The organism is Serratia sp. Ag1 (assembly GCF_000743355.1).
In the GTDB taxonomy this organism is placed as follows: Bacteria; Pseudomonadota; Gammaproteobacteria; order Enterobacterales; family Enterobacteriaceae; genus Chania.
Genome location: NZ_JQEI01000028.1, coordinates 1 through 23,659 on the forward strand (window position 1 = coordinate 1; position 23,659 = coordinate 23,659).

At 52.2% G+C, this 23,659-nt stretch carries 19 protein-coding genes and 1 tRNA gene; 13 read left to right on the forward strand and 7 right to left on the reverse strand.

Features of this window, described 5'->3' with window-relative positions:
• Positions 1-29 precede the first annotated feature (29 nt).
• A complete protein-coding gene (locus IV04_RS17625) occupies positions 30-1,352 on the reverse strand; it encodes a 6-phospho-alpha-glucosidase (RefSeq protein ID WP_037400819.1) in 1,323 nt (440 codons plus the stop codon).
• Positions 1,349-2,965 carry an alpha-glucoside-specific PTS transporter subunit IIBC gene (locus IV04_RS17630; protein ID WP_037400822.1) on the reverse strand — a complete coding sequence of 539 codons (1,617 nt, stop codon included), beginning with the start codon at positions 2,963-2,965 and terminating at the stop codon, positions 1,349-1,351. The genes IV04_RS17625 and IV04_RS17630 overlap by 4 nt, the downstream gene beginning before the upstream one ends.
• 285 nt (positions 2,966-3,250) lie before the next feature.
• On the opposite strand from IV04_RS17630, the gene IV04_RS17635 reads away from it, so the two are divergent.
• From IV04_RS17635 to IV04_RS17665, 7 genes are all read left to right on the forward strand, one after another.
• Positions 3,251-3,988 (forward strand): GntR family transcriptional regulator, encoded by a 738-nt coding sequence (locus IV04_RS17635; RefSeq protein WP_037400825.1) that lies wholly within the window; start codon positions 3,251-3,253, stop codon positions 3,986-3,988.
• Positions 3,989-4,135: 147 nt separating this feature from the next.
• Complete coding sequence (locus tag IV04_RS17640) at positions 4,136-6,577, forward strand: glycogen/starch/alpha-glucan phosphorylase (RefSeq protein WP_051916855.1); 2,442 nt, start codon at positions 4,136-4,138, stop codon at positions 6,575-6,577.
• A gap of 96 nt (positions 6,578-6,673) precedes the next feature.
• A complete protein-coding gene (locus IV04_RS17645; protein ID WP_231566284.1) occupies positions 6,674-7,945 on the forward strand; it encodes a PP2C family protein-serine/threonine phosphatase in 1,272 nt (423 codons plus the stop codon).
• 234 nt (positions 7,946-8,179) lie between these two features.
• Positions 8,180-8,518, forward strand: coding sequence for an STAS domain-containing protein (locus IV04_RS17650; RefSeq protein WP_037400827.1), 339 nt, complete (start codon positions 8,180-8,182; stop codon positions 8,516-8,518).
• 29 nt (positions 8,519-8,547) lie between these two features.
• Positions 8,548-9,009: an ATP-binding protein gene (locus IV04_RS17655; RefSeq protein WP_037400828.1), complete on the forward strand. Its 462-nt coding sequence runs from the start codon at positions 8,548-8,550 to the stop codon at positions 9,007-9,009.
• Between the two features lie 61 nt (positions 9,010-9,070).
• A complete protein-coding gene (locus tag IV04_RS17660; RefSeq protein ID WP_037400831.1) occupies positions 9,071-10,948 on the forward strand; it encodes a diguanylate cyclase domain-containing protein in 1,878 nt (625 codons plus the stop codon).
• Between the two features lie 37 nt (positions 10,949-10,985).
• Positions 10,986-12,779 (forward strand): sensor domain-containing phosphodiesterase, encoded by a 1,794-nt coding sequence (locus IV04_RS17665; protein ID WP_072010921.1) that lies wholly within the window; start codon positions 10,986-10,988, stop codon positions 12,777-12,779.
• A 34-nt stretch (positions 12,780-12,813) separates the two neighbouring features.
• On the opposite strand, the gene IV04_RS17670 is transcribed toward IV04_RS17665, so the two are convergent.
• The 5 genes from IV04_RS17670 to IV04_RS17690 all read right to left on the reverse strand — a co-directional run bounded on the left by IV04_RS17670 (position 12,814) and on the right by IV04_RS17690 (position 18,536).
• A complete protein-coding gene (locus IV04_RS17670) occupies positions 12,814-15,507 on the reverse strand; it encodes a response regulator (protein WP_037400834.1) in 2,694 nt (897 codons plus the stop codon).
• Positions 15,497-15,949 carry a hypothetical protein gene (locus tag IV04_RS17675; RefSeq protein ID WP_037400837.1) on the reverse strand — a complete coding sequence of 151 codons (453 nt, stop codon included), beginning with the start codon at positions 15,947-15,949 and terminating at the stop codon, positions 15,497-15,499. Before IV04_RS17675 ends, IV04_RS17670 begins: the two co-directional genes overlap by 11 nt.
• A 266-nt stretch (positions 15,950-16,215) precedes the next feature.
• Positions 16,216-17,442: an alanine racemase gene (gene alr / locus IV04_RS17680; RefSeq protein ID WP_037400840.1), complete on the reverse strand. Its 1,227-nt coding sequence runs from the start codon at positions 17,440-17,442 to the stop codon at positions 16,216-16,218.
• Between the two features lie 243 nt (positions 17,443-17,685).
• The gene (locus tag IV04_RS17685; protein WP_037400843.1) at positions 17,686-18,291 is read right to left on the reverse strand and encodes a class I SAM-dependent methyltransferase; all 606 of its coding nucleotides are present in this window, start codon (positions 18,289-18,291) and stop codon (positions 17,686-17,688) included.
• 170 nt (positions 18,292-18,461) lie between these two features.
• A tRNA-Arg gene (locus IV04_RS17690) sits at positions 18,462-18,536 on the reverse strand.
• Between the two features lie 319 nt (positions 18,537-18,855).
• Between IV04_RS17690 and ccmA the strand changes: the two genes are divergently transcribed.
• The 6 genes from ccmA (at position 18,856) to IV04_RS17720 (ending at position 23,651) form a co-directional block, all read left to right on the forward strand.
• Entirely contained in the window at positions 18,856-19,488 is a 633-nt protein-coding gene (gene ccmA / locus IV04_RS17695) for a cytochrome c biogenesis heme-transporting ATPase CcmA (RefSeq protein WP_037400846.1), read from the forward strand.
• Positions 19,488-20,147, forward strand: a complete 660-nt coding sequence (gene ccmB / locus IV04_RS17700; protein ID WP_037400849.1) for a heme exporter protein CcmB — start codon at positions 19,488-19,490, stop codon at positions 20,145-20,147. The genes ccmA and ccmB overlap by 1 nt, the downstream gene beginning before the upstream one ends.
• 78 nt (positions 20,148-20,225) lie before the next feature.
• Positions 20,226-20,963, forward strand: coding sequence for a heme ABC transporter permease (locus IV04_RS17705; RefSeq protein ID WP_037400852.1), 738 nt, complete (start codon positions 20,226-20,228; stop codon positions 20,961-20,963).
• Positions 20,960-21,208: a heme exporter protein CcmD gene (ccmD, locus tag IV04_RS17710; protein WP_037400855.1), complete on the forward strand. Its 249-nt coding sequence runs from the start codon at positions 20,960-20,962 to the stop codon at positions 21,206-21,208. Before IV04_RS17705 ends, ccmD begins: the two co-directional genes overlap by 4 nt.
• Positions 21,205-21,699 (forward strand): cytochrome c maturation protein CcmE, encoded by a 495-nt coding sequence (ccmE, locus tag IV04_RS17715; protein ID WP_037400857.1) that lies wholly within the window; start codon positions 21,205-21,207, stop codon positions 21,697-21,699. The genes ccmD and ccmE overlap by 4 nt, the downstream gene beginning before the upstream one ends.
• A complete protein-coding gene (locus IV04_RS17720; protein ID WP_037400859.1) occupies positions 21,696-23,651 on the forward strand; it encodes a heme lyase CcmF/NrfE family subunit in 1,956 nt (651 codons plus the stop codon). Before ccmE ends, IV04_RS17720 begins: the two co-directional genes overlap by 4 nt.
• Positions 23,652-23,659 lie beyond the last annotated feature (8 nt).

Below are 23,659 nucleotides of genomic sequence, written 5' to 3' on the forward strand. Positions count from 1 at the left end.
GATCAGGTCTGAGCTAATACAGTTGATGATTATTGCAACTGCGGCCAGTAGTCTTGATTGACCGCGATCAGATCGTCGAGAATCGCTTTCGCCACCGAGGCGCTTGGCACCGTTTTGGACAACGTTATCGCTTGCCAGAGCTTCTGATATGAACGCTGTTCCCAGGCATCAACCACCAGTTTTTCAACCGCCACCTGTTGGCTCATCAGCCCTTTCTGGAACTGTGGGATATTCCCCACCACCAGCGGCTCCGGCCCGTTCTTACCCACCAGGCAAGGGATCTCCACCATGGCTTCTGGATCGAAGTTATTAATCGCTCCATTATTTTGCACAATCAACAGCATGCGTTCCTGCGTGTTAAAGGCGATTGCGGCGGCCAGATCGACAATATAAGAAGCGTGTTCATCAATCTCCAGCTCACCAGCCGAGGATTTGCCCGCGCGAATGATGGCATTACAGGAACCAAATACATGTTTCTCGCGGTGTTCCATCACCTCGTTGGCGCGAGTGTGCTGCGGGTTGGCATGCTTAACCACATAATCCGGGAACAGGTAATACTTCAGGTAGGTATTCGGCAAGGTGTCAGGATCGAGCGCCCAGACATCTTTCGCCTTGGCGAAAGTGTCGTTCCAACTGGCTTCGGTCGCCTGTTGATCGGTTGGTGGCACATAGCCGAATTTCGCTACGTGTTCGCGGATTTTTGGCATTAAATCATTACCGGCCAGATCTTCAACCGCAGTCCACCAGCCAAAGTGATTCAGGCCGTAATAGCGTGTGCGCATCTCTTTGCGATCTTGCAGCCCGGCAATTTTTGCCATGCGCCCTTCAATACCGATCGGCATATCACAAATATTCAGGATCTTGGCCTGAGGGCGCAGGCGGCGGGTGGCCTCAGCAACGATGGCTGCCGGGTTGGAGTAATTGAGCATCCAGGCGTTTGGCGAATATTTCGTCATATAATCCACGATCTCCAGCACGCCACCGATCGAACGCATGCCATAAGCGATCCCGCCAGGGCCGCAGGTTTCCTGGCCGACCACCCCGTGGCGCAGCGGGATCTTCTCGTCTTGCTCACGCATCGGGTATTTGCCCACCCGAATATGCGCCATAACAAAATCAACGTCGCTGAACGCGGTTTGCGGATGCGTGGTATAGCTGAATTCAATCTCCGGTGCCTGCTCTTGCAGCAGAATTTTGCAGGCTTCAGCGATAGTTTCCTGGCGTGCCCCATCGTTGTCATAAAACTTGATGGCACGTAGCGGCAGGCGGTGCTGGTTAGCCAGCAACATTAACACGATGCCTGGGGTAAAGGTGCTGCCACCACCGGCTACGACGATTGAGAATTTTTTCATGATACAGCCTCCGTCATGGATGTTTTTTCGAGATGTGAGTGATTTTTCATCAGGCTTTCGAGCCGATCCCGCACCTGGGGAACGTGCAGACCAACAATCACCTGAATGCCATTACCGCGTCGCACTACGCCATGGGCACCGAGTGCCTTGAAAACGTCGTCGTCTTGCGTTAGGGCCATATCGACCAGCGTAATCCGCAGGCGAGTGGCGCAGTTATTGATGCTGAGAATGTTGCTGCTGCCCCCAAGCGCCTGGAGGAACCCTGTAGCCTGGTCGGCCTGATGGGTTGCCGCCGCCGTGGTTTGCTGGCGGGCGGCCTGGTAGTCGGCCTTGCTGTACAGTTTGATTTCGCTTTCTTCGCGGCCAGGTGTTTTCAGGTTGAAGTGCAAGATCAGCGTGCGGAAGATGACAAAGTAGAGTGCGGTGAAAGCAATGCCGATGCCAATCTGGGTAACTATCATCCCGGCATGATTATGGAACATCGGGATCCAGTTTTGCGGCAGGAATTGATCGAGCAGGCCACCGCCCATATTGCCGACCACGCCGCAGAGGTACATCACCGTGGCCATGGTGGCGGCAAGCACGGCATGCACGGCGAACAGCAGCGGTGAAATGAACAGAAAGGTGAATTCCAGTGGTTCGGTGATACCCACCAGCATCGCCGTCAGCGTCGCAGGGATCAGTAAACCTGCCACTTTGAGGCGGTTCTCCGGTGAGGCGGTGAAGTAGAGTGCCAACGCGATCCCCACCGAGCCGAATATTTTCGAATTGCCATGCAGAGCAAATCCGCCTTCAGGGAACAGGGTTTTCAGCGGTTCGGTGCTTTGGCTGAACTCCTGCAAATGTTGCGCCCAATACATCTGGATCCCACCTTCTACAGCGGCAGGGCCATAGATGAAGGGGCCGTAGACGAAGTGATGCAAGCCGGTTGGGATCAGGATCCGTTCAAGGAAGGTATAAACCCAAACGCCAATCGCTCCGGCACCGCGCAGGAACCCTTGCAGCGATTCAATACCCAACTGCACTTTTGGCCAACCCAGCAAGGTTAGCCAGGCGCAGGGGATCATCACCAGAAAAGCAACAATCACTACGAAAGAGCTGCCCTGAAAAATCCCCAGAAACACCGGTAATGGTTTATCGAAATAACGGTTATGAATGGCGGTGACCAACCCGGAAATGACGATCGCCCCAATAATGCTGGTATCGAGGGTTTTTATGCCCGCGATCAGGGTTAAACCGCTGCCCGCACTGGGATCGGCATTGAAGTCCACGCCAAAGAAATCACCCCAGGTCATTCCCATCGCATTAATAAAATAGTTCCAGGTCAGAAAGCTGACTAAAACCGCCAGGCAGGCTCGCCCTTGAGCCTGTTTCGCCAGGCCGATAGGCAAACCGACAGCAAAAACCAGCGGCATATTACGGAACACCGTCCAGCCGCCTTCTTCAATAATATGAACAATTTGGGCAAATAAATGATCGGGTGCGGCTAAGGCTTCGCCGACAAACATCGGGTTGCGCAGCATGATAGCAATACCGACCACAATCCCGGCAAATGGGAACAGCAGTACCGGGGTGAACATGGCTCCACCGAAGCGTTGTAGTTGACTGAGCATTGTTAAATCCTCATATACCCTGCGTAGGGAAGGTTTTTTTATATTGGTCGGGTGGAGAGTAAGAATCTGCGGTTGGCTTAGCTTGATCGGGGAGAGCGATTCGTGATCGCTTTCATGGTTTTTATTTGGGCAAAGTGGTCTATTTTTAACGGAGTTCATAGACACAGTAATTTTGTTGTTAGCTCAGTTCATTTTCATTTTTTTATTGTTTATTAAAAATCAGAGGATTAATCACTCACTAGATGATTAATTAAATAAAACGCAGAGCGCTAAAGAGGTCTACAGGTGATCTATAAATCTATTGCCGATCAGCTGCGAATTCGGCTGAACTCTGCCGATTACAATATTGGCAGCCCGTTACCGAGCGAAAAAAGATTGGCAGAGGAGTTTAGCGTTTCGCGTATGACCCTCCGTAAAGCGATAGATCTATTGATCGAATGGGGGCTGGTCATTCGCCGTCATGGCAGCGGAACTTATGTGGCAAATAAGGACGTCCATCACGAAACCACTAACTTGACCGGTTTTATTGAGGTAATGAAAAACCAGGGCAAGCAGGTAGTGAGTGAAGTGCTGGAGTTTGTCGTGATGCCAGCACCACCAGCGATCGCCAGCCAGTTGCGGATAAAAATCGATGAGCGGATCTATTATTCGCGCCGGGTTCGCTCGGTGGATGGCAAACCATTAATGGTGGAAGACAGTTATATGCCCGTGAAGCTATACCGCAATTTATCGGTGGCTCATCTGGAGGGATCAAAGTTTGCCTACATTGAAGAAGAGTGTCAGATCATCATCTGCGGTAACTATGAAAGCCTGACACCGGTATTGGCGGATAAAAAAATGGCGACATTATTAAATATTGAACAGCAAACGCCCATTTTGCGAATCACCTCACTATCTTACAGCGACAGCGGCCAGTTTTTGAACTATTCAGTGATGTTCCGCAACGCCAGCGAATATCAGGTGGATTATCATTTGAGACGTGAGTCCACTCACCGGCATATTGAGCCTGTGCAAGGGCAATAACCGTTGCCAATTTAACGTTGTTCAATAAAAATTTATTTAACTCCCGATTGCCAAAATCCGTCTACACTTGCCAGAGACCTTTGCTCACTATTTATCTTCTGATATTGCTCAGAAAAACTTGGATGCAGGAACGCATTAGGAGCTGAAATGAATACAGAATTAACTAACGTCAAGATGCCCAGTGTCGAAGAGATAAAGAAAAGCGTCATCAGTAAGCTGCGATACAGTTTGTGTCTGGAAGTTGAAAGCGCAACTAATGTCGACATTTTCAATGCATTGGCATTAACCCTGCGGGATTATCAGCTTGATGGTTTCTTCAATACCCGCAAATCACAGAAAAAAGCCAAATCCAAGCGCCTCTATTACCTCTCTATGGAGTTCCTGATTGGTCAGTCTCTGCGTAATAACCTGATGAACGTCGGATTACTGCAGCAGGCCAGACAGGCAATCAGTGAGCTGGGATTTGATTTTGAGCGCATCACGGCAGAAGAGCCGGACGCCGCGTTGGGTAATGGCGGCTTGGGCCGCTTGGCGGCATGCTTTATTGATTCGATGGCTACGCTGGATATTGCGGCATCGGGGCATGGGATCAAATATGAATATGGTCTGTTTAAACAGGCGATACAGCACAACAAGCAGGTTGAACAGCCAGATGATTGGCATTCGACGCACTCCCCCTGGCTTATAGAACACCACTCGCAGTTGATGCTCATCCCCATCGGTGGCCGGATTGAAGAAAGTGAAGATATCGAAGGTAACTACAATCCTATGTGGATGGATTGGAAGGTGATCGTCGGTATCCCGCATGATTATCTGGTGACTGGCTACGGTGGCAAAACGGTGAATACCCTGCGGTTATACAGCGCGGGGGCTTCCGATTCATTTGATGTGCATATTTTTAACGGTGGTGATTATCTGCGTGCCGTCAGCCAGAAGATCGCGTCAGAGAATATCTCCAAAATACTGTACCCGGCAGATGAGATCCATTCGGGTAAAGAGCTGCGGCTGACGCAAGAGTATTTTCTGGTAGCTTGTACGCTGCGTGATATTTTCCATGACTATGCGCAGCTCTCTTCCGATATTACGGCATTGCCTGATTTCGTCGCCATTCAGCTTAATGATACCCATCCGGCGTTAGCCATTGTCGAGATGATGCGTATTCTGGTGGATGAACATCGCTTGGATTGGGATACCGCCTGGGCAATTACGCAAAAAACCTGCTCTTTTACCAACCATACGTTAATGCCAGAGGCGTTGGAAACCTGGTCGGTCTCGTTGTTCGAGAAACTGCTGCCGCGCCATCTGCAGATTATTTGTGAAATCAACCAGCGATTCCTGTCTGCGGTCGCCGAGAAGTGGCCCGACAAGCCGCACCTGCTGGCGTCGCTGTCGCTGTTTGAAGAAGGGTGGGAGAAAAAGATCCGCATGGCACATTTGGCCATTGTGGGCAGCCACAAGGTCAATGGGGTCGCCAAGCTGCATTCTGAATTGATCACCCAAACGCTGGTGCCCGATTTCTATTTCATCACGCCGGAGAAATTCACCAACCAAACCAATGGGGTGACGCCTCGGCGCTGGATCCAGCAGGCCAACCCTGGTCTGGCGACGTTTTTAACCCAGCAGTTGGGCAACGGTTGGGTGACTGACCTCGATAAACTGCAAAAGCTGAAACAGTTGGCGAAAGACAGCAACGCAGTGGAAGAAATCCAGTCAATCAAACTCAAGAACAAGCAGGCGCTTTGCCGCCAGATTGCTTTCCAGCAAGGTATTCAGGTTGATCCATTGGCCATGTTTGACTGCCAGGTGAAACGTATCCATGAATACAAACGGCAATTGCTGAATATTTTGCATGTCATACATTTGTATCTGGAAATCACGGAGTCTGGCCGCAGCCAAACGCCTAAAGTCCATCTCTTCTCAGGGAAGGCTGCGCCAGGTTATGCGATGGCTAAATTGATCATCCAACTGATTAATGAAGTGGCGAAAACGGTCAATAGCGATCCGCGTACCAAAGGCCAGCTTAGCGTGCTGTTCCTGGAGGATTATAAAGTTTCGCTGGCGGAGCACATTATCCCTGCCACCGATCTTTCTGAGCAGATCTCGACGGCGGGCACCGAGGCTTCTGGTACCAGCAACATGAAGTTTGCCATGAACGGAGCATTGACCATTGGCACGCTGGACGGTGCCAATATTGAGATCCGTGACGCCGTCGGCGCTGAGAACTTTTATCTGTTTGGTGCCAACGCGGACGAAATTAATCGGCATCGGCAGGCAGGTTCGCATAACCGGATTTATCAAAATAACGATCCCGCCATGCATGCTGCCGTCGAGGCGCTGATCTCTGGCCGTTTTAATGCAGATACCTCCGTATTCCGCCCTATTTATCAGATGTTGACCGAATATGATCACTACTGCCACTTGCTGGACTTTGAGAGCTACCGCATTGCCCAGCATCAGGCACAGGCTGACTTTGCCCAACAGTTGCAATGGCATCAGCGGGCGCTGCTGAACATTGCCAACATGGGCAGTTTCTCCAGCGATCGTACTATCAAAGGTTATGCGACGGAAATTTGGGGAATAGGTGCGTGATTGTTTCTCAATAGTTCAGGGTTGGGGATTGTCGACAGAACATTGATGGCATGGAGCGTAAGTTGTCGCCATGCCTTCTGAGGCAAAGGATTTCTTATGGAACAGCTTACCCAGGGTGATTCCTCCAATACGATGGAGGTAACCATACTGATTGTCGATGATTCAAAAAGTTATCGTCATCTGATGGCGACAATGTTGGCTAAATGGGGTTTCAGCGTCTTTGAGGCAGAAGACGGTGAATGCGCATTACGCCTGTTAGAACAGCAACCGGTGCATATCGTCATCAGCGATTGGGAAATGCCGGTGATGGATGGGGTTGAACTGTGCCAGGCGATCCGTAAAAGCGATTTTGGTCATTACATTTATGTCATTCTGGTGACGGCCCGGCAGTCGCTTGACGATCTGCTCACGGGCATGGAGGCCGGGGCTGACGACTTTCTCTCCAAGCCGGTCAACCAGAGCCAGCTCCGTGCCCGGCTACACGCAGCAGAGCGCGTGCTGTTGCTGGAAAATACCCTGGCAGCACGTAACGAAAAGATCTCCTCCGCCTATCGGCAAATTGAGTCAGATCTGCAAGCTGCCGCGAAGATCCAGCACAGCGTTTTACCGGCTCATAACCTTTCGCTGGCCGGGTTCGAGGCCGATTGGATGTTCCTGCCCTCCGCGTATGTCTCTGGCGATTTGTTGAACTACTTCTCGCTGGACGAGCGGCACATCGCATTTTTCAGTGTGGATGTGGCTGGCCACGGCGTCAGCGCGGCGATGCTTTCTTTAGCCGTCTCGCGAGAGTTTATGACCGGGCGTATCAGTAGCCAACTGCTGATCAGCCAGAATGAGGCCGGGGAAAGTACCCCGGTTGCACCGCATCAGGTGGTGGCAGAGCTGAACCAGCGTTTCTGCCTGGATAATGACGAGGTGTTCAGTTATTACACGCTGATTTATGGCGTGATAGATACCACCAATGGGCAGGGCACGCTGTGCCAGGCCGGGCATCCAACGCCTTTTGTTATTGGTAGCGGCGGTGAGTTACAGGCTGTGGGGCAGGGTGGCATGCCTGTGGGGTTGTTTCCTGACGCCGAGTATCAGGATAGTCACTTTACTCTCGGCGTTGGCGATCGCCTGTATCTGTATAGCGATGGGATTACCGAGTGCGAAAACCACCAACAGGAACTTTATGGGGAGGAGCGCCTGCAACAGCTCTTGTGTGAATACCGAAAGTTACCGAAAAACCAGCTGTTTCAACGGGTAGAGAAGGCATTAAGCGCCTGGCACAGCGGCGAAACCGATGCCTTGCAAGAGCAGGATAAAAAGCCGTCTCGGCCTTTTGCCGACGATATCTCGCTGATGGCTATTGAACGCATAACCTGAAGAGTTTGAGTGGCGGGGAGCTGAATGTTCTTCAGGCTGCTGACAAAGTTAGATATTAGGGAGAGCGTGCCGATGGGGTCGTAGCGGCGTAAGCCGCCGGAGTGCCCCTCGGTGTGCTAGGCCCGAGTATCTCGGTTTAAAAGACCACTTTGTCATCAAACTCAGAGAGCGGAACGCTCTTACCACGTTAAATATGACGCGTAGATCGACATAGCAAATACATAAGGAGTTTTTATGAATTTTGATATTCAGTCTGAAGATGGGATCGAAGTGATTGTTCCGCTGACTCGTCGCCTTGATGCTTCGGTGGCGATGGTGTTCAAGCAGGAATTACAGTCTTTCATTCAGCAAGGGAAACACTACATCCTGTTGGATTTCAGCCACATTGATTTTATCGACAGTAGCTGCCTGGGTGCCTTGGTATCGATACTCAAAACGCTCAATGGCCGTGGTGAACTGGCCCTTTGCTCCTTGAACAGCAATATCCAGCACATGTTCAAACTGACACGGATGGACAGAATTTTTACTATTGGCAGCGATCGCGCATCGACGTTGAAAGCAATGATCCGCTAAACCAGGACATGATCCGTTAGAGGGGCCGTATGGCAAGTGTTAGCACCACACTATGTTTACCGGCATCGCTGGGCAGTTTGGCTGAGCTGAGCAATGCGCTTTATGATTTCGTTGCGCCTTTTGCGCTTGATTCAGCGGTGGTTTATCAGGTTGATCTGGCTTCCTGTGAGGCATTTACCAACATCGTCAAGCATGCGGTGAACTATGATGATAGTCAGGAGGTGATCATTACGTTGAATCACGATGATCATTGCCTGACGTTAACCTTATCAGATGCGGGTATTGCGCTGCCTGATGAAATCCGCCGCGAACTGGGGCACGCGCCTGCCCTGGCTCCCGATCCGCTCGTTGATTCCAGTTGGCCAGAAGGCGGCATGGGGCTGATATTGATTCAGTCCATGATGGATGGTGTCAGTTATAAAACGGAACAGGGGCGCAATATTCTGACATTAACCAAGCGCTTATCCAACGAGCCTTTGTGCTCTCAGTAAGCGGTTTTGACAGGTAGATGAGTGGTTCACGCTTTTTAAGGTGAAGTGGCACGGAGTTTTTATGATTGAGCCTTGTAGTCCTGCCAATGAACCGTTGCGTCAACTGGCACTGGATTCGCTTCATGTGCTTGATACCAACGCGCTGGAAAAACTGGACAGAATCACGCGACTGGTGTCCAGTTACTTCAATGTGCCGATCGCGCTGGTTTCGTTGATCGATCGCGAACGCCAGTGGTTTTTATCGCGTTGTGGGCTGGAAGCCAGAGAAACGCCAAGAAATATTTCGTTCTGTGGGCATGCCATCTTGCAGAAGGAAACTTTTGTTGTGCAAGACACGGCCACCGATGAGCGATTTTTTGATAATCCCTTGGTGATCGGCGAGCCGAAAATTGGTTTTTATGCCGGGCGACCACTGTTGTCGCTTAATGGCTTACCGCTCGGCACCTTGTGCATCATTGACCGGCAACCGCGAACATTTTCTCCACAACAGGTCGCGGATCTGCATGACTTTGCGGCGATCGTCGAGGAACATTTTCACAGCATTGAGCGCAATATTTACACCGAAAGCCTTGAAACCGATCTGCAGCGCAGCGACGCCCTGTTTGAGCAGACATTTTCGCAAACTGCTGTAGGCATGGCGTTGGTTTCACTTGAAGGCTATTGGCTGCGGGTGAATCCACGTCTTTGTGACATGCTAGGTTACAGCGAGCGGGAATTGCTGGAGCGTTCTTTTCAGGTGCTTACGCATCCAGATGATCTGAATAACGATCTGGCTCTGTTGCGGCGATTATTGTCGGGCGAAATGAGCACCTGCTCAATGGAGAAGCGCTTTTTCCGGGCCGATGGGGCGACTATCTGGGCACAATTAACCGTTTCATTAAACCGCTTACCTGACGGTTCTCCGCACCATTTTATTTCCGCTATTGTGGACATCACCGAGCGCAAAGTGGCGGAAAATAATTTGCGCACCCTGCAGCATGAGCTGGAAGATCGAGTTATCCAGCGGACCAAAGAGCTGAATATTGTCGTGAACAAACTGAATCTGGAGATTGAAAGCCGGGTGCATGCTCAGTATTTGCTGAATACAGAGAAAGAACGCCTGCGTGCGATTACCGACAATGTGCCAGCTCTGATCAGCCAGGTTGGCCCCGATCTGGTGTATCAGTTTACCAACAGCGCTTATATGCATTGGTTTGGTTTTGACGAAGCGATGCTGAAGAACATGACCATACGGCAGTTGATCGGTGAAAAAGCCTATCTCAACGCTAAACCGCTGATCGAAAAAGCATTACAGGGGCAAACGGTCAGTTTTGAAAATGAGTTGCAGACGCTGACCGGTGAACGGATTGTCCACACCACGCTGGTGCCTTGTGAAATCCAAGGGTTTTATATTCTGTCGATGGATATCAGCGAGCTTAAACGCTTACAGCGGCGGCTGGAATATGATGTGACGCACGATGTGCTGACCGGCTTACCGAACCGGCGGGCATTTCTTAGCCAGTTGACACAGAGTATGGCGGAATGCGTGGCCGATAGGCAGTCGATGGCGGTGTTGTTCATCGATCTGGACGGCTTTAAGCAGATCAACGATACCTTTGGGCATGATTTTGGTGATGCCATTTTAAAAACGTTTGCCAAATTACTTGGTGGTTGCATCCAGCGCCTGGGGCTTGTCGCCAGGCTGGCTGGCGATGAATTTACCGCCATTCTTTGGCACCTGTCGGAGCCCCGTGCAGCGGTGGGACAGGTTTGTGAAGAGATACTGGCACAGTTAGCCAGGTTGACCCGCATTGGCGAACGGCAAATCACCTTATCTGCGAGCATTGGCGCAGTGATTTATTCAGGCGACAGCACCACGGCGAAAATGCTACTGGGGCAGGCGGATACCGCGATGTACCGGGCAAAGTTGGCGGGTAAGAATCAGTATTCTATTTACTAAATCAAGCTTGCTACGCGCATGTAAAGGAGCGGGCGGTATGTTGAGAAAACTTGGCAAAGATGAAGAGGCTAGGCTGGCATCATTGGATGCGCTTGAGGCTCTGGGGGGCCTGAACGATGACGCTTTTCACAATGTTCTGGACATGACCTGTATGCTGCTCGATCTGCCGGGGTGCCTGATCTATCTTTTTGGTGTGCAAAGAATATGGATTAAAGCAAAGAAGAATATTGAACTTGAGGTTATTCATTACGATAGTCCGTTATTCAATTTTGTCCGTTACAGTGATGGCCCTCTGGTGTGTGAAGATGTGCTGCAAGACCCCCGCTTTGCTGCCGATCCGATGGCCACAGGGAAAACGCCTATCCGCCAGTTTATTGCGATCCCGCTGCGAACGGCTGAAGGTTATGTGATTGGCGCTGTCTGCGTGATTAACGGTGAACCGGGGCGTTTTCCTGAGTTCAAAACGGATCAGTTGAATAACATGGCCACGATCGTCACTGAACTGATTGAGGCACAAAGTGAAATTGGTTTGGTCGATGCGGTGACACATTTCCCCAATCGGCAGCGCTTGATGGGGGATCTCAAGCAGCTTTTGCCGGAGCAGGGTGAGTTTGTCCTGATCTTGATTGATACCCTCGATATTAAATATGTCTACGAAATTGCCCGTTCATTTGGCATGGCAGAAGTGGAAAGTGTGTTTCATGACATTGGCCACTTTCTAAAAACCACCTTTATGAATGAACAGATGATTTACGCTATTTCGCTGGGGCGATTTGCGCTTATCCTGCAGGCAGAAAAGCTGAATCGCTATATAGGGCATATGGAGAATTTTGCGGACAGGATGCAGCGAGAAGTCCGCAGCATCGTACCGCTAAAACTGGACTTTTACGCCGGTTATGTCTGGTTTTCTCCACCTTGCACTCACCCGCCTGAATTATTGCGGATGGCTACCAGTGCGCTGCATGATGCTATTGACGGGCGTGGCACGATTGCCGCTTATAATGAGTCTAAAGACGCCACCCGCAAATTTAATCTGAATATGCTCAACGATCTGGCTGAAAGCCTGAACCAGCAGAGCGGGCTGTATCTGGTATTTCAACCCAAGGTTATTCTGGCAACGCGGAAAATTATCGGTGCAGAGGCATTACTGCGCTGGCAGCATCCGACCTTAGGTGAGATCCAGCCGGACGCCTTTATCCCGATGGCGGAAAGCACCTCATTGATTAAATTGCTGACCGAGTTTGTTATTGCCCATTCGGTTATTGAAGCCCAGCGTTTGCGTCAGTTAGGGATCACTATCCCGATCTCGATTAATATCAGCGCCAATAATTTTGCCGAGCAGGGTTTCGCGGATAAGTTGGATAATCTGGTGCGTGCGGGTGGCTTACAGCCGCAGGATATTGAAATTGAATGCCTGGAAACACAGCGTATTCTGGAAAGTTGTGAAGCGTTGGCCTGCGTGAAAGCGTTGCGCCAAAGAGGATACGCGATCGCATTAGACGACTTTGGTACTGGCTACAGTAACCTCAATTATCTGCGTAACATCCCTGCCGATCTGATTAAAATCGATCGTTCACTGATCGAAAACCTAAGAACGGATCACGATAGCCGGGTCATTGTCCAAAGCCTGATTAAAATGCTGCATGACCTGAATTATGTCGTGCTGGCAGAAGGGGTCGAAGACCGTGAAACGCTTAATTATCTGGAGCAATACCAGTGCGACGTTATTCAGGGTTATTTTTATTCTCCACCGATGAAGCTTGAGAGGCTGATCGCCCTGATCGATGCGGAACAGGATGGCATGTTGGCGTCCTGCCCTGACGAGGATTGAGCTTAGGTTCCTCGTCAGGTTTCAGTTAATTGATTTATAACGTCTCTCTGGCCGCGATAAGCGAGGTTTGTAACTGTTTACACAGGGCTTCCAAGCCGTCGTATTGCGCCATAATCGCTGGCAGATTGCTAGCGAGAGCCGCCTGTTCCATCTGGCTGAGCCTGTTTTCCAGCGGGGTACAGGCAAAGTGTAGGCATTCGCCTTTCAGTTGATGAGCGCTGCGCCGGATAGCATTAAAATCCCGTTTCTCCAGGGCGCTCTGCAACGCGGCCAATAACAGAGGCAACTCTTCGATGAAGATGGTGACCAACTCGTCAAAGAGCGTTTTATCATCGCTCAACTGTGCCAAGGCTTGTGAGTAATCGAAGATTGGCGCTTCTGGCTCTTCCTGGCTGAGGTGGTAGACGCGCTGAATTTCTGCCCCCAGGCTTTCCAGCAAAATGGGTTTACTGATGTAACCGTCGAATCCGTGGGTTAAGCACATTTCCCGGTCACCTTTCATGGCGTGTGCGGTCATGGCGATGATCGGCTGATGTTTACCCGGCTGCTGTTTTTCTTGGGCACGAATATGCTGCACGGCTTCAATCCCATCCATTTCCGGCATTTGCAGATCCATCAGAACCACATCGTACGGCCCCTGGGCCAATTTCTGCAGCGCCAGTTTGCCGTTGCCCACCACCTCAGAGGTATGGCCCAGTTTGCGGATGAAATTGATCGCCAGTTGCTGGTTGATCAGATTATCTTCGGCCACCAGAATGTGATAACCGTTATGTACTTCTGGCACCGATTCGCTCTGCGCAGGCAGGGTTTTGTTGGCCTCTTCCGGGATCAGGGTGCGTATGATGATTTCCTGCAGTTCAGCGGTATCGATAGGTTTGGTCAGAAAGCCCGAGACGCCGACTTTTTTCAGCACGGCGGTGTCTATCCGGTTACCCATGGAACTGAGCATGATCAACTTACAGCGGCGCAAGGCAGGCGTGGACATAATCTCCAGTGACAATGCCATACCATCCATTTCTGGCATTTGTGAGTCCAACAGAATCAACGGGAAATGCGAGCCATTGTTCAGCACTTCCAAGGCAGCCTTGCCGGAGTTGACGGTGTGAGGTTTGAACCCCATGTTGCGCAGCATATCGAACAGTAAACGCAGGTTGGTGGCATTATCATCCACCACTAAAACTGGCATACCGACCAGCGCCTTGGGCAGGGCGGTGACAACGCGAGCAGGGCTTGCGTCAGCACTGGCTTTGGCCGGTAGCGAAAAGTAAAAACAGCTGCCATGCCCTGGCTGGCTGGAGACCTGCAGTTTACCCCCCATCATCGCCACCAGGCGGGCTGAGATGGTCAGCCCCAGCCCGGTTCCGCCGTATTTACGCGTGGTGGAAGTGTCCGCCTGGCTGAACGATTCGAAAATAATCGCCTGCTTGTCTTCGGCAATGCCAATGCCGGTATCGGTAATACTGAATGTCAGCATACCCGGTGGTGAGAGGGAAGGAGTGACGCGCAACACCACTTCGCCGTCGTGCGTGAACTTAAGTGCGTTGCCAATCAGGTTGGTCAGGATCTGCCGCAGGCGTAGCGCGTCGCTGTAAAGCGTGGTTGGGACATCGGGGTGGATATCCACGATCAGTTCCGGGCCCTTTTCGGCGAATTTGGACATCAGTGGCCGGGTAATTTCGTGGATCAACGTCCGCAGCGTAAAGTTTTCCGGCTCCAGAACGATTTTCCCAGCCTCGATTTTTGAAAAATCCAGAATGTCGTCAATGATCTTCAACAACGCGCGTGCGGACGAGTACACCATGTTGATGTAGTCCCGTTGCTCTTTGTTGAGATTGGTTTCCAGGCATAGCTGAGTCATCCCCAGGATCCCGTTCATCGGCGTGCGGATCTCATGGCTCATGTTGGCCAGGAATTCACTCTTGGCCTGGCTGGCGGCGCGGGCCAGTTCAACGGACTGGCGAGACGAAAACTCAGCCTCTTTGCGCTCGGTGATGTCCTGCAGCGTGCCGATTGCCCGTTGCACCTCACCTTGCAGACCCAGGCTGATGATTTGCCCCTGAATCAGTACCCAGCGATAGTCACCGCCCTGATGCTTGATGCGCACTTCGCAGTCAAATACGGGCAAAATCGCGCTATTGGCCTGATGCAGGCTTGCCAGCAACAGCGGTAAATCGTCGGGATGCAGCACCTGTTGCCACAAAGCAGAGGTAAATTGATTGTTATCGCGGCTAACCCCCAGCAGCAGTAACAGCGCGTCGTTAACCTGCAACCGATCCTGAGTACAATCCCAGTCCCAAATCCCAATATGAGAGGTTTCTGCCGCCAGAATGAAATTGTTATGCAATATCTGCCCGGAATGGGTGATCTCGGCATATTGGGTAATATCGGTGTGCAAACTGATAATGCCGCCACCGGGTACCTGATGATGTTGCACATACAGTGTGCGATCCAGCAGGCTGCGGATTTCGCAATGGCCATCCTGCCGGTAATTATTGAGCACGGTTTCGGCCAACTGTGGTTTTTTTTGCAGGTGAGAAGGGGTAATACTGGTATTGAGCACGCAGTCGATCACGGCTTTTAGTGGCATTCCGGCCCAAAGCTGCCCCTGTAACCCCGGGTAATACTCTACGACTTTACTGTTCCAGTAGGACAGCCGTTCTTCTTCGTCGTAAACCAGCAACGCAGCCTGCAAGGCATCTAAGGCGGGGAGTGACAGGTTATTTTTCATCCATCGCCTCTTTACTGACATCATGATGCAATTCCGCCTGGCGGCGCATAAACTCCAAGCCTGGCGCCATAAAAATTGCCCAGGCGGTGAGCACTTCTTCATCACACTGCGGATCCAGATCGCGCACGGTTTGCAGTACCGCGCGTCGCCAGTAGGCAAACACCGAGGCGGGCAGATTGAGACCGTGTTCGCTTTGCTCACGGGTCACGTGTTCCAGGTAGTCAGAGACGATGTAGCTGGTGGCAACAGACAGCATATAGAAAAATGATTTATAGATTATTTTCTGCTGTACCTGATGAGCTTCGGGGCTTGGCAAGACATTAAGCGCCTGGGTGCTTTTGATGAACAGCGCATAGAAATGGGAGAAGAAAGCATCCCCTTGATCCGCTGAGGTAATCCGGTCGTAGCTATCATTGAACAGCACTTCGTAATTTGTGCTCATCTCATCTTCCTTCAGCCTTGGGGAGGCGGGCTCTTTTCTGTGGTAGGCAATGATTTGGCCAATTAAGGTGTACCCAGAATATTGGAGTGGCCTGTAGGCGGCAAGCACGCAGGTTCCATACAGAGTCTAGTTGACCGCAGGGTATGCGCAAGGTGGCAGGAATAGGGAAATCACATATTATTCATTGCATTAATAAAAAACAGGGGAGCTGCGCTGAATAACGGGTTTTTCTGGCAACGGCCTGTGCCGCTGCCAGATTGCTCAGGTTAATCTACCAGCACGCGTTTGTTGGTGGCTCCCCAGAGGATCGACATTTCTGTAAATAGTGCTCCGCTGATTTCTTCGACTTCTTCGGCGGTCACTTCCGCTTGGCCTTGTTTACCGAAGAACACCACTTCATCGCCAGGGCTGATATTTTTCAGATCGGTGACATCGACCATCACGGTGTTCATGGAGGTTTTACCCAGGATCGGCACCCGTTGCCCCTGAATCAGTACATGGCCTGCGTTGCTGAATACCCGGCGATAGCCATCGGCATAGCCAACAGGGATATTCGCCAATACCGAATCACGTTTTAGCGTATAAGTGCGATCGTAACCGACGGTATTGCCTTGCGGATAATGATTCAGCGCAGCAATGGAGGATTTGAAGGTCATTACGCGCCGATATTCTGTGCTGGCGATGGTGTCGCCATAAAATACCCCGCCGACGCGCACCATATCGAGCCAGGATTCCGGCACGGTCAGCGTGGCGAAAGTGTTGGCGACGTGCAGCGTAACGTCATCGCGCTTGAGCCCGGTGATATCCAGCACCTGCTGGGATTGTACTTTGAAACGGGCAAGGTCTTTCCGCACCGCGTCGGCATCTTCTTCTGGATAATGCGACATGATGCCGACAATCTTCAGGTGGCTTAATGCAGAGATCGCCTTGGCCTCTTGCAACCCGGCAGCGTTGCCCACCTCCAGCCCGTTGCGCGACATACCACCAGAGTTGAGTGCCAAGTGGATGCGCAGCATTTTCCCCTGCTGGGCGGCAATGGCGTCCAGGCGTTTGGCCATCTCCAGATTACCGATCAGTTCTTCAACATCGTAATCCGTTGCCTGACGCATCTCCTGCTCGGTGGCGTTGCGGACGCGCATCAAGCGGCCAGTGAAACCGAGTTCGCGCACGGTTTTCAGTTCCTGATTGCTGGCTACACCGATGCATTGAACATTATTTTTCAGCATCACTGGGGTGACCAGTGAGAGATCGTGCCCGTAGGCATCTCCTTTCAGAATGGCGCAGAGGGTGGCTTTATTCCCCAGCAGTTTCTGGATTTTTTGCGTGTTGTATTCCAGCGCGCTGCGCGAAATCTCAATCCTGGCATTATCCACTACCGCCAGTTGGCTTTGGGTAGCGAGGGGGAGGGCGCTGGTGGTGACGTGGGTTGGCTGATGGCAGGCGGTGATGACCAGCAGAGGTATCAACGCTAAATGACGCAAATGCAGTGGCATGCTGACTCCTTAGCAAAATACAAGGTAACTTCCTGAGACTAAATCAGTTTTTAGGGGTTTTGATGGTTGTTGTTATGCCGACGAGTATAGTGAGGTATCGAGATGTCGGTTTGGTGCAATAAACGCTAGAAGCGAGGTGATGTCAATCGGTTATTTACCGGATAAAGAAAGGTAATAGTGTTTTGATTGTAAAGCGTTTTTTATCAATGTCGCACTGTCGGTCGATGGAGCTTAGGTTCCGCCTTATCTTCTTTTCGCCAGCCAAACCGTATGCCCCGAACATTGTGGATCTTCCATGACCCTGTCGATAACCTCGAAGCCATTCGCATTCAGTAAGGTGCGGTACTCTTCCAGTGCCAAGCTGGCATGGAACAGCGGCTCACCTTCAAATTGCCCGATGGCGATACCATTGCTGGGGCCGCTGGTAAAGATCAGCGCACTGCCCGGATGGCTGTGCTGGGCAAATATCGGGAACATCTTCTGTTGGTCCTGCTGGGTTAAATGGAAGAAACTGTCCCAGGCAATCAGGCCATCAAAGGTTTCGCCGAGCGTTAGTTCGCGCATATCCTGCTCTAACCAGCGCTGCTCGGGAAAACGCTGACGAGCACGATCCAGCATCGCGGTGGCGCCATCGATTCCGGTGAGTTGAAAACCCTGTTGAATGAAATACTCGGCAATCGGCTGACCATTACCGCAACCGATATCAAGAATGCGCCCTTTCTTGCCGATCGCGGCGATAAACTTATCCAGCCAGCTTTTTTCAAACAGCGAGCGTGAACGCTGGCAGGCAAAGGCATCTGCATGGCGTTGGTAGATGGAAAGAATGTTGTTTGCCGCCAGGTTGTTCACTATTTACTCGCTATTTTTCCGGTTTTTTGTTGAGGAATTAACAGGTTAAGTTAAACGAGTATATACCATGGTTATGGCGGTGCAGACGACAGTGCTTAATGGAACTCGTGTTCCTGTTCACCAGATACTGTTGTTTGCTTTTTAATGATTTCGGGGCTTGCGGAACTAAATGGTGTCCCCGACTGGAATCGAACCAGTAACTAGCCCTTAGGAGGGGCTTGTTATATCCGTTTAACTACGGGGACGTTGCGGCAAGGTTTTAGCCTCAACGCCAAGCATTATACCCTTTTTTTCCCGCAGAATAAGCGCTTAGCAGTGCGTTTGCTTATTCCCTCACCAATCTGCAGCTAATTTCAGCTTCTACTCGGTATAACCGTCCTTTTAGCAGTCAGTTTCCTTCCTTAGGACATAGCTGCATCCTCTCTCAGCCAACTTTTCCTATCCAACCTTGATCTGGTGCGCAATATTACCCCTAATGGAGTAGACTCGTGACCGGGTGCGGGCTACGAGCCCCATATTGCTTATGTTATGATTCGGTATCCAAAGGAAAAATACGAGCCCCCTATGCTGGAAGCCAAAAACCTGAGTTGTGTCCGTGATGAACGCACCCTGTTTAGTGGGTTAAGTTTTGCGGTGAATCCGGGCGAGATCGTTCAGGTCGAAGGGGCTAATGGCGCAGGTAAAACCAGCCTGCTGCGCATTCTGGCAGGGTTGGCGCAGCCAGAGGCGGGCGTGGTGCTGTGGCATAGCAAAAATACATTACGCCACCGCGAGCAATATCATCAGGATTTACTGTTTCTCGGCCATCAGCCGGGGATTAAATCGATGCTAACCCCGTTTGAAAACCTGCAGTTTTATCAGGCTGTGCGTCAGGAGCCCGATCGTCAGGCGATCTGGCAGGCCCTGGAGCAGGTTGGGTTAGTGGGTTATGAAGATTTACCGGTAGCACAGCTTTCTGCTGGCCAACAGCGGCGTGTGGCGCTGGCGCGCTTATGGCTCAGCAATAGTCCACTGTGGATCCTGGATGAACCGCTGACGGCGATAGACAAGCAAGGCGTGGTTGAGTTAACGGCGCTGTTTGAACAACACGCGCAGAGTGGGGGTTTGGTGTTGTTGACCACGCATCAGGATTTAACCGGTACCAAACGGGCGGTAGGGAAGATTCGCCTGGCAACTCACAGCTCGGAGGCGCGCTGATGTTTTTCACCCTGCTGCGCCGGGAGCTGAAAATCGCTTTCCGTAAAGGTTCGGAGATCGTGAACCCGCTGTGGTTCTTCCTGATCGTTATCACGCTATTCCCATTGGGCATTGGCCCAGAGCCGCAATTGCTGGCGCGTATTGCGCCAGGGATTATCTGGGTGGCGGCGCTGTTGGCCTCGCTGCTGGCGTTGGAGCGCCTGTTCCGTGACGATTTTCTGGACGGTTCGCTGGAGCAGCTATTGCTGTTGCCCACGCCGCTGCCGATGACGGTGCTGGGCAAAGTCTGTGCGCACTGGCTTGTTACCGGTTTGCCGTTGCTGATCCTGTCGCCGCTGGCGGCACTGCTGCTGTCGCTGGATGTCCCGACCTGGATCGCAATGGCGCTGACCCTGCTTTTGGGCACACCGACGCTGAGCCTGATTGGTGCTATCGGGGTGGCGCTGACCGTCGGGTTGCGCAAAGGGGGCGTCTTGCTGAGTTTGCTGGTGCTGCCGCTGTATATCCCAGTGCTGATTTTTGCCACTGCGGCGATTGATGCGGCATCAATGGGGATGCCTGTTGACGGTTATCTGGCGATCCTGGGGGCGATGTTGGCGGGCAGTGTAACTTTGGCCCCGTTTGCCACTGCGGCTGCGCTGCGGGTGAGTGTGCACTAGCCATCCGCGTAAAAAATTTGTGTCATTCCTTTCGCGAGTGACCACCGAATGAATCTTTGACCTTGAGCGATGACGACAATGTGGAAATGGTTACATCAATTTGCCCGGCCTGAACGCTTGTACCATGTCTGTGGCCGCTTTACTCCCTGGCTGGGGATCGCCGGGGCCATCTGCCTGTTGATCGGTTGGGTATGGGGCTTTGGTTTCGCGCCAAAAGATTATCAACAGGGCGACAGCTTCCGCATCATGTATATCCATGTGCCTGCGGCGATGTGGTCGATGGGGATCTACGCGTCGATGGCGATCGCTGCTTTTATCGGCCTGGTCTGGCAGATGAAAATGTCAGATACCGTAGTCGCTGCGATGGCACCGGTTGGTGCGGTATTCACCTTTATTGCGCTGGTCACCGGTTCTGCCTGGGGCAAACCCATGTGGGGTACCTGGTGGGTATGGGATGCGCGCTTGACCTCAGAGTTGGTGTTGCTGTTCCTCTATATGGGCATCATTGCGCTGTATAACGCTTTTGACGATCGTCGTCTGGCTGGGCGAGCGGCTGGCATCCTGGTGCTGGTGGGTGTCGTCAATATTCCGATCATCCATTTCTCTGTTGAATGGTGGAACACCCTGCATCAGGGCTCGACCAATATGCAGCAGAGCATTGCGCCGAGCATGCGCACGCCGCTGCGTTGGGCGATCCTCGGTTATCTTTTATTCTTTATTACGCTGACGCTAATGCGCTTGCGCAACCTGATCTTGAGCCAAGAGCGCCTGCGCCCGTGGGTGGCCGAACTGATTAATAAGGAGCGCCAATCATGAATATGGCCTTCAATTCCTGGCAGGCGTTTTTTGCTATGGGGGGATACGCTTTCTACGTTTGGCTGGCGGTGGTTGCTACCTTGCTCCCGCTATTGGGATTGGTGCTGCATACCTTTTGGCAGCGTAAACAGCTGCTGAATGAAGTCAGTCTCCGCCAAGCGCGTGAACGGCGCATTCGTCAATCACAGCGTTCAAAACAACCAACTGCCGCGCAGTCTGAGGATCAACGGAGGGAGTCATTGTGAATCCACGTCGTAAAAGCCGCCTTTATCTGGCGATTGTGGTGCTGCTGGGCGTGGTGTTGACCTCCACGCTGGTGCTGTATGCGCTGCGCTCCAATATCGATCTGTTTTATACCCCAGGTGAGATTCTGCAAGGCAAAGGTGAGAAGCAGGAAAAGCCAGAGGTAGGGCAACGCTTACGCATTGGCGGCATGGTGATGCCAGGATCGGTGAAACGCGATCAGCAAAGCCTGCAGGTGAGCTTTAAAATATATGACGCCCGTGGGGCGATCGACGTCACCTATAACGGCATTCTGCCGGATCTGTTCCGCGAAGGGCAGGGGGTGGTGGCACAGGGCGTGTTGGGCGAAGGGAACGTGGTCAATGCCCGCGAAGTGCTGGCTAAACACGATGAGAAATACACCCCACCAGAAGTGGCCGAGGCGATGAAAGACAATCACCAACGCCCGGCAGAGGCCTACGTCACTCCGCAGGCTGGGAGCAGCAAGTCATGATGCCTGAAGTCGGGAGTTTTCTGCTGTGTTTGGCGCTGGCGATTTCGCTGTTGCTGAGCATTTATCCGCAATGGGGCGCGGCGCGCCTCGATCAACGAATGATGGCGGTGGCTCGCCCGTTGAGCTACGGCATGTTTGCCGCTATTGCGTTGGCGTTTTTCTGCCTGGTTCATGCATTTGTCACCAATGATTTCACCGTGGCTTATGTGGCCGCCAACTCCAATACGCAACTGCCGGTGTATTACCGTATTGCAGCCACTTGGGGAGCCCATGAAGGCTCGCTGCTGCTGTGGGTGCTGTTGTTGAGTTGTTGGTCGCTGGCGGTGGCGTTGTTTAGCCGCGCGATGCCGCAAGATGCGGTGGCGCGGGTGCTTTCAGTGATGGGGATGATTACCGCTGGCTTCCTGCTGTTTATCATCATGACTTCCAACCCGTTCACTCGCACATTACCTGGCTTCCCGATCGATGGCAGCGATCTCAACCCGCTGTTGCAGGATATCGGCCTGATCTTCCACCCACCGTTGCTGTATATGGGCTACGTTGGTTTCTCGGTGGCCTTTGCTTTTGCCATTGCTTCACTGATGGCCGGGCGGCTCGATACCGCCTGGGCGCGCTGGTCACGCCCTTGGACGATGGCCGCTTGGGTCTTCCTGACCATGGGCATCGTGCTGGGTTCCGCCTGGGCCTATTACGAGCTGGGCTGGGGCGGTTGGTGGTTCTGGGATCCGGTGGAGAATGCCTCATTTATGCCGTGGCTGGCGGGAACCGCGCTGATCCACTCGTTGGCGGTCACCGAGAAACGCGGCACTTTCAAAGCCTGGACGGTATTGCTGGCGATCACGGCTTTCTCACTGTGCCTGTTGGGTACCTTCCTGGTGCGTTCTGGCGTGCTGGTTTCCGTCCACTCGTTTGCTTCCGATCCGGCGCGTGGCATGTTTATCCTCGCCTATCTAGTGATCGTTATCGGTGGTTCATTGCTGCTGTATGCGGTGAAAGGCGGGCAAGTGCGCAGCCGGGTGCAGCATGAAACCTTCTCACGGGAAACTTTCCTGTTGGGTAATAACCTGCTGCTGATTGCCGCCATGCTGGTGGTGCTGCTGGGGACGCTGTTGCCGTTGGTGCATAAGCAACTGGGCTTGGGCAGTATTTCTATCGGCGAACCGTTTTTCAATACCATGTTTACCTGGCTGATGGCTCCGCTGGCATTGCTGCTGGGGATCGGCCCGCTGGTGCGCTGGCGGCGCGATGAACCCAGCAAACTTTGGCGTCGCCTGAGCGTTGCGTTGGTGGTGACGTTGCTGCTGTCGATCCTGTTGCCTTGGCTGTTGCAAGACAGTATTGCAGGCATGACGGTGGTCGGGCTGATGATGGCGGTATGGGTAATCGTGCTGACGCTGATGGAGTTGCACGAACGTGCCACGCATCGCCACGGTTTTTGGCCGGGGTTGGCACAACTTTCCCGCAGCCATTGGGGCATGGTCTTGGGGCATTTGGGTGTGGCCGTCACGGTGATTGGCATCGCGTTCAGTCAAAACTATAGCGTCGAGCGTGATGTGCGCATGAAGGCAGGGGATAGCGTGGAAATCCATGATTATCGCTTCACCTTCCGCGATGTTCACGATATCCGTGGTTCGAACTATACCGGCGGCGTTGGGATTATCGACGTGACGCGTAACGGCAAGATAGAAGCCACGTTACATGCAGAAAAACGCTACTACAGCGTGGCGCGCAGCATGATGACCGAAGCGGCTATCGACGGTGGCCTGACGCGCGATCTTTATGCCGCGTTGGGTGAGGAATTGGACGACGGCTCATGGGCGGTGCGCCTTTATTACAAACCTTTTGTCCGCTGGATCTGGTTTGGCGGGCTGTTTATGGCGCTGGGTGGTGTGTTGTGTATTCTCGATCCGCGCTACCGCATGAGCAAGAAACTTAAACGTGAAGCTAAATGAGAGGAACA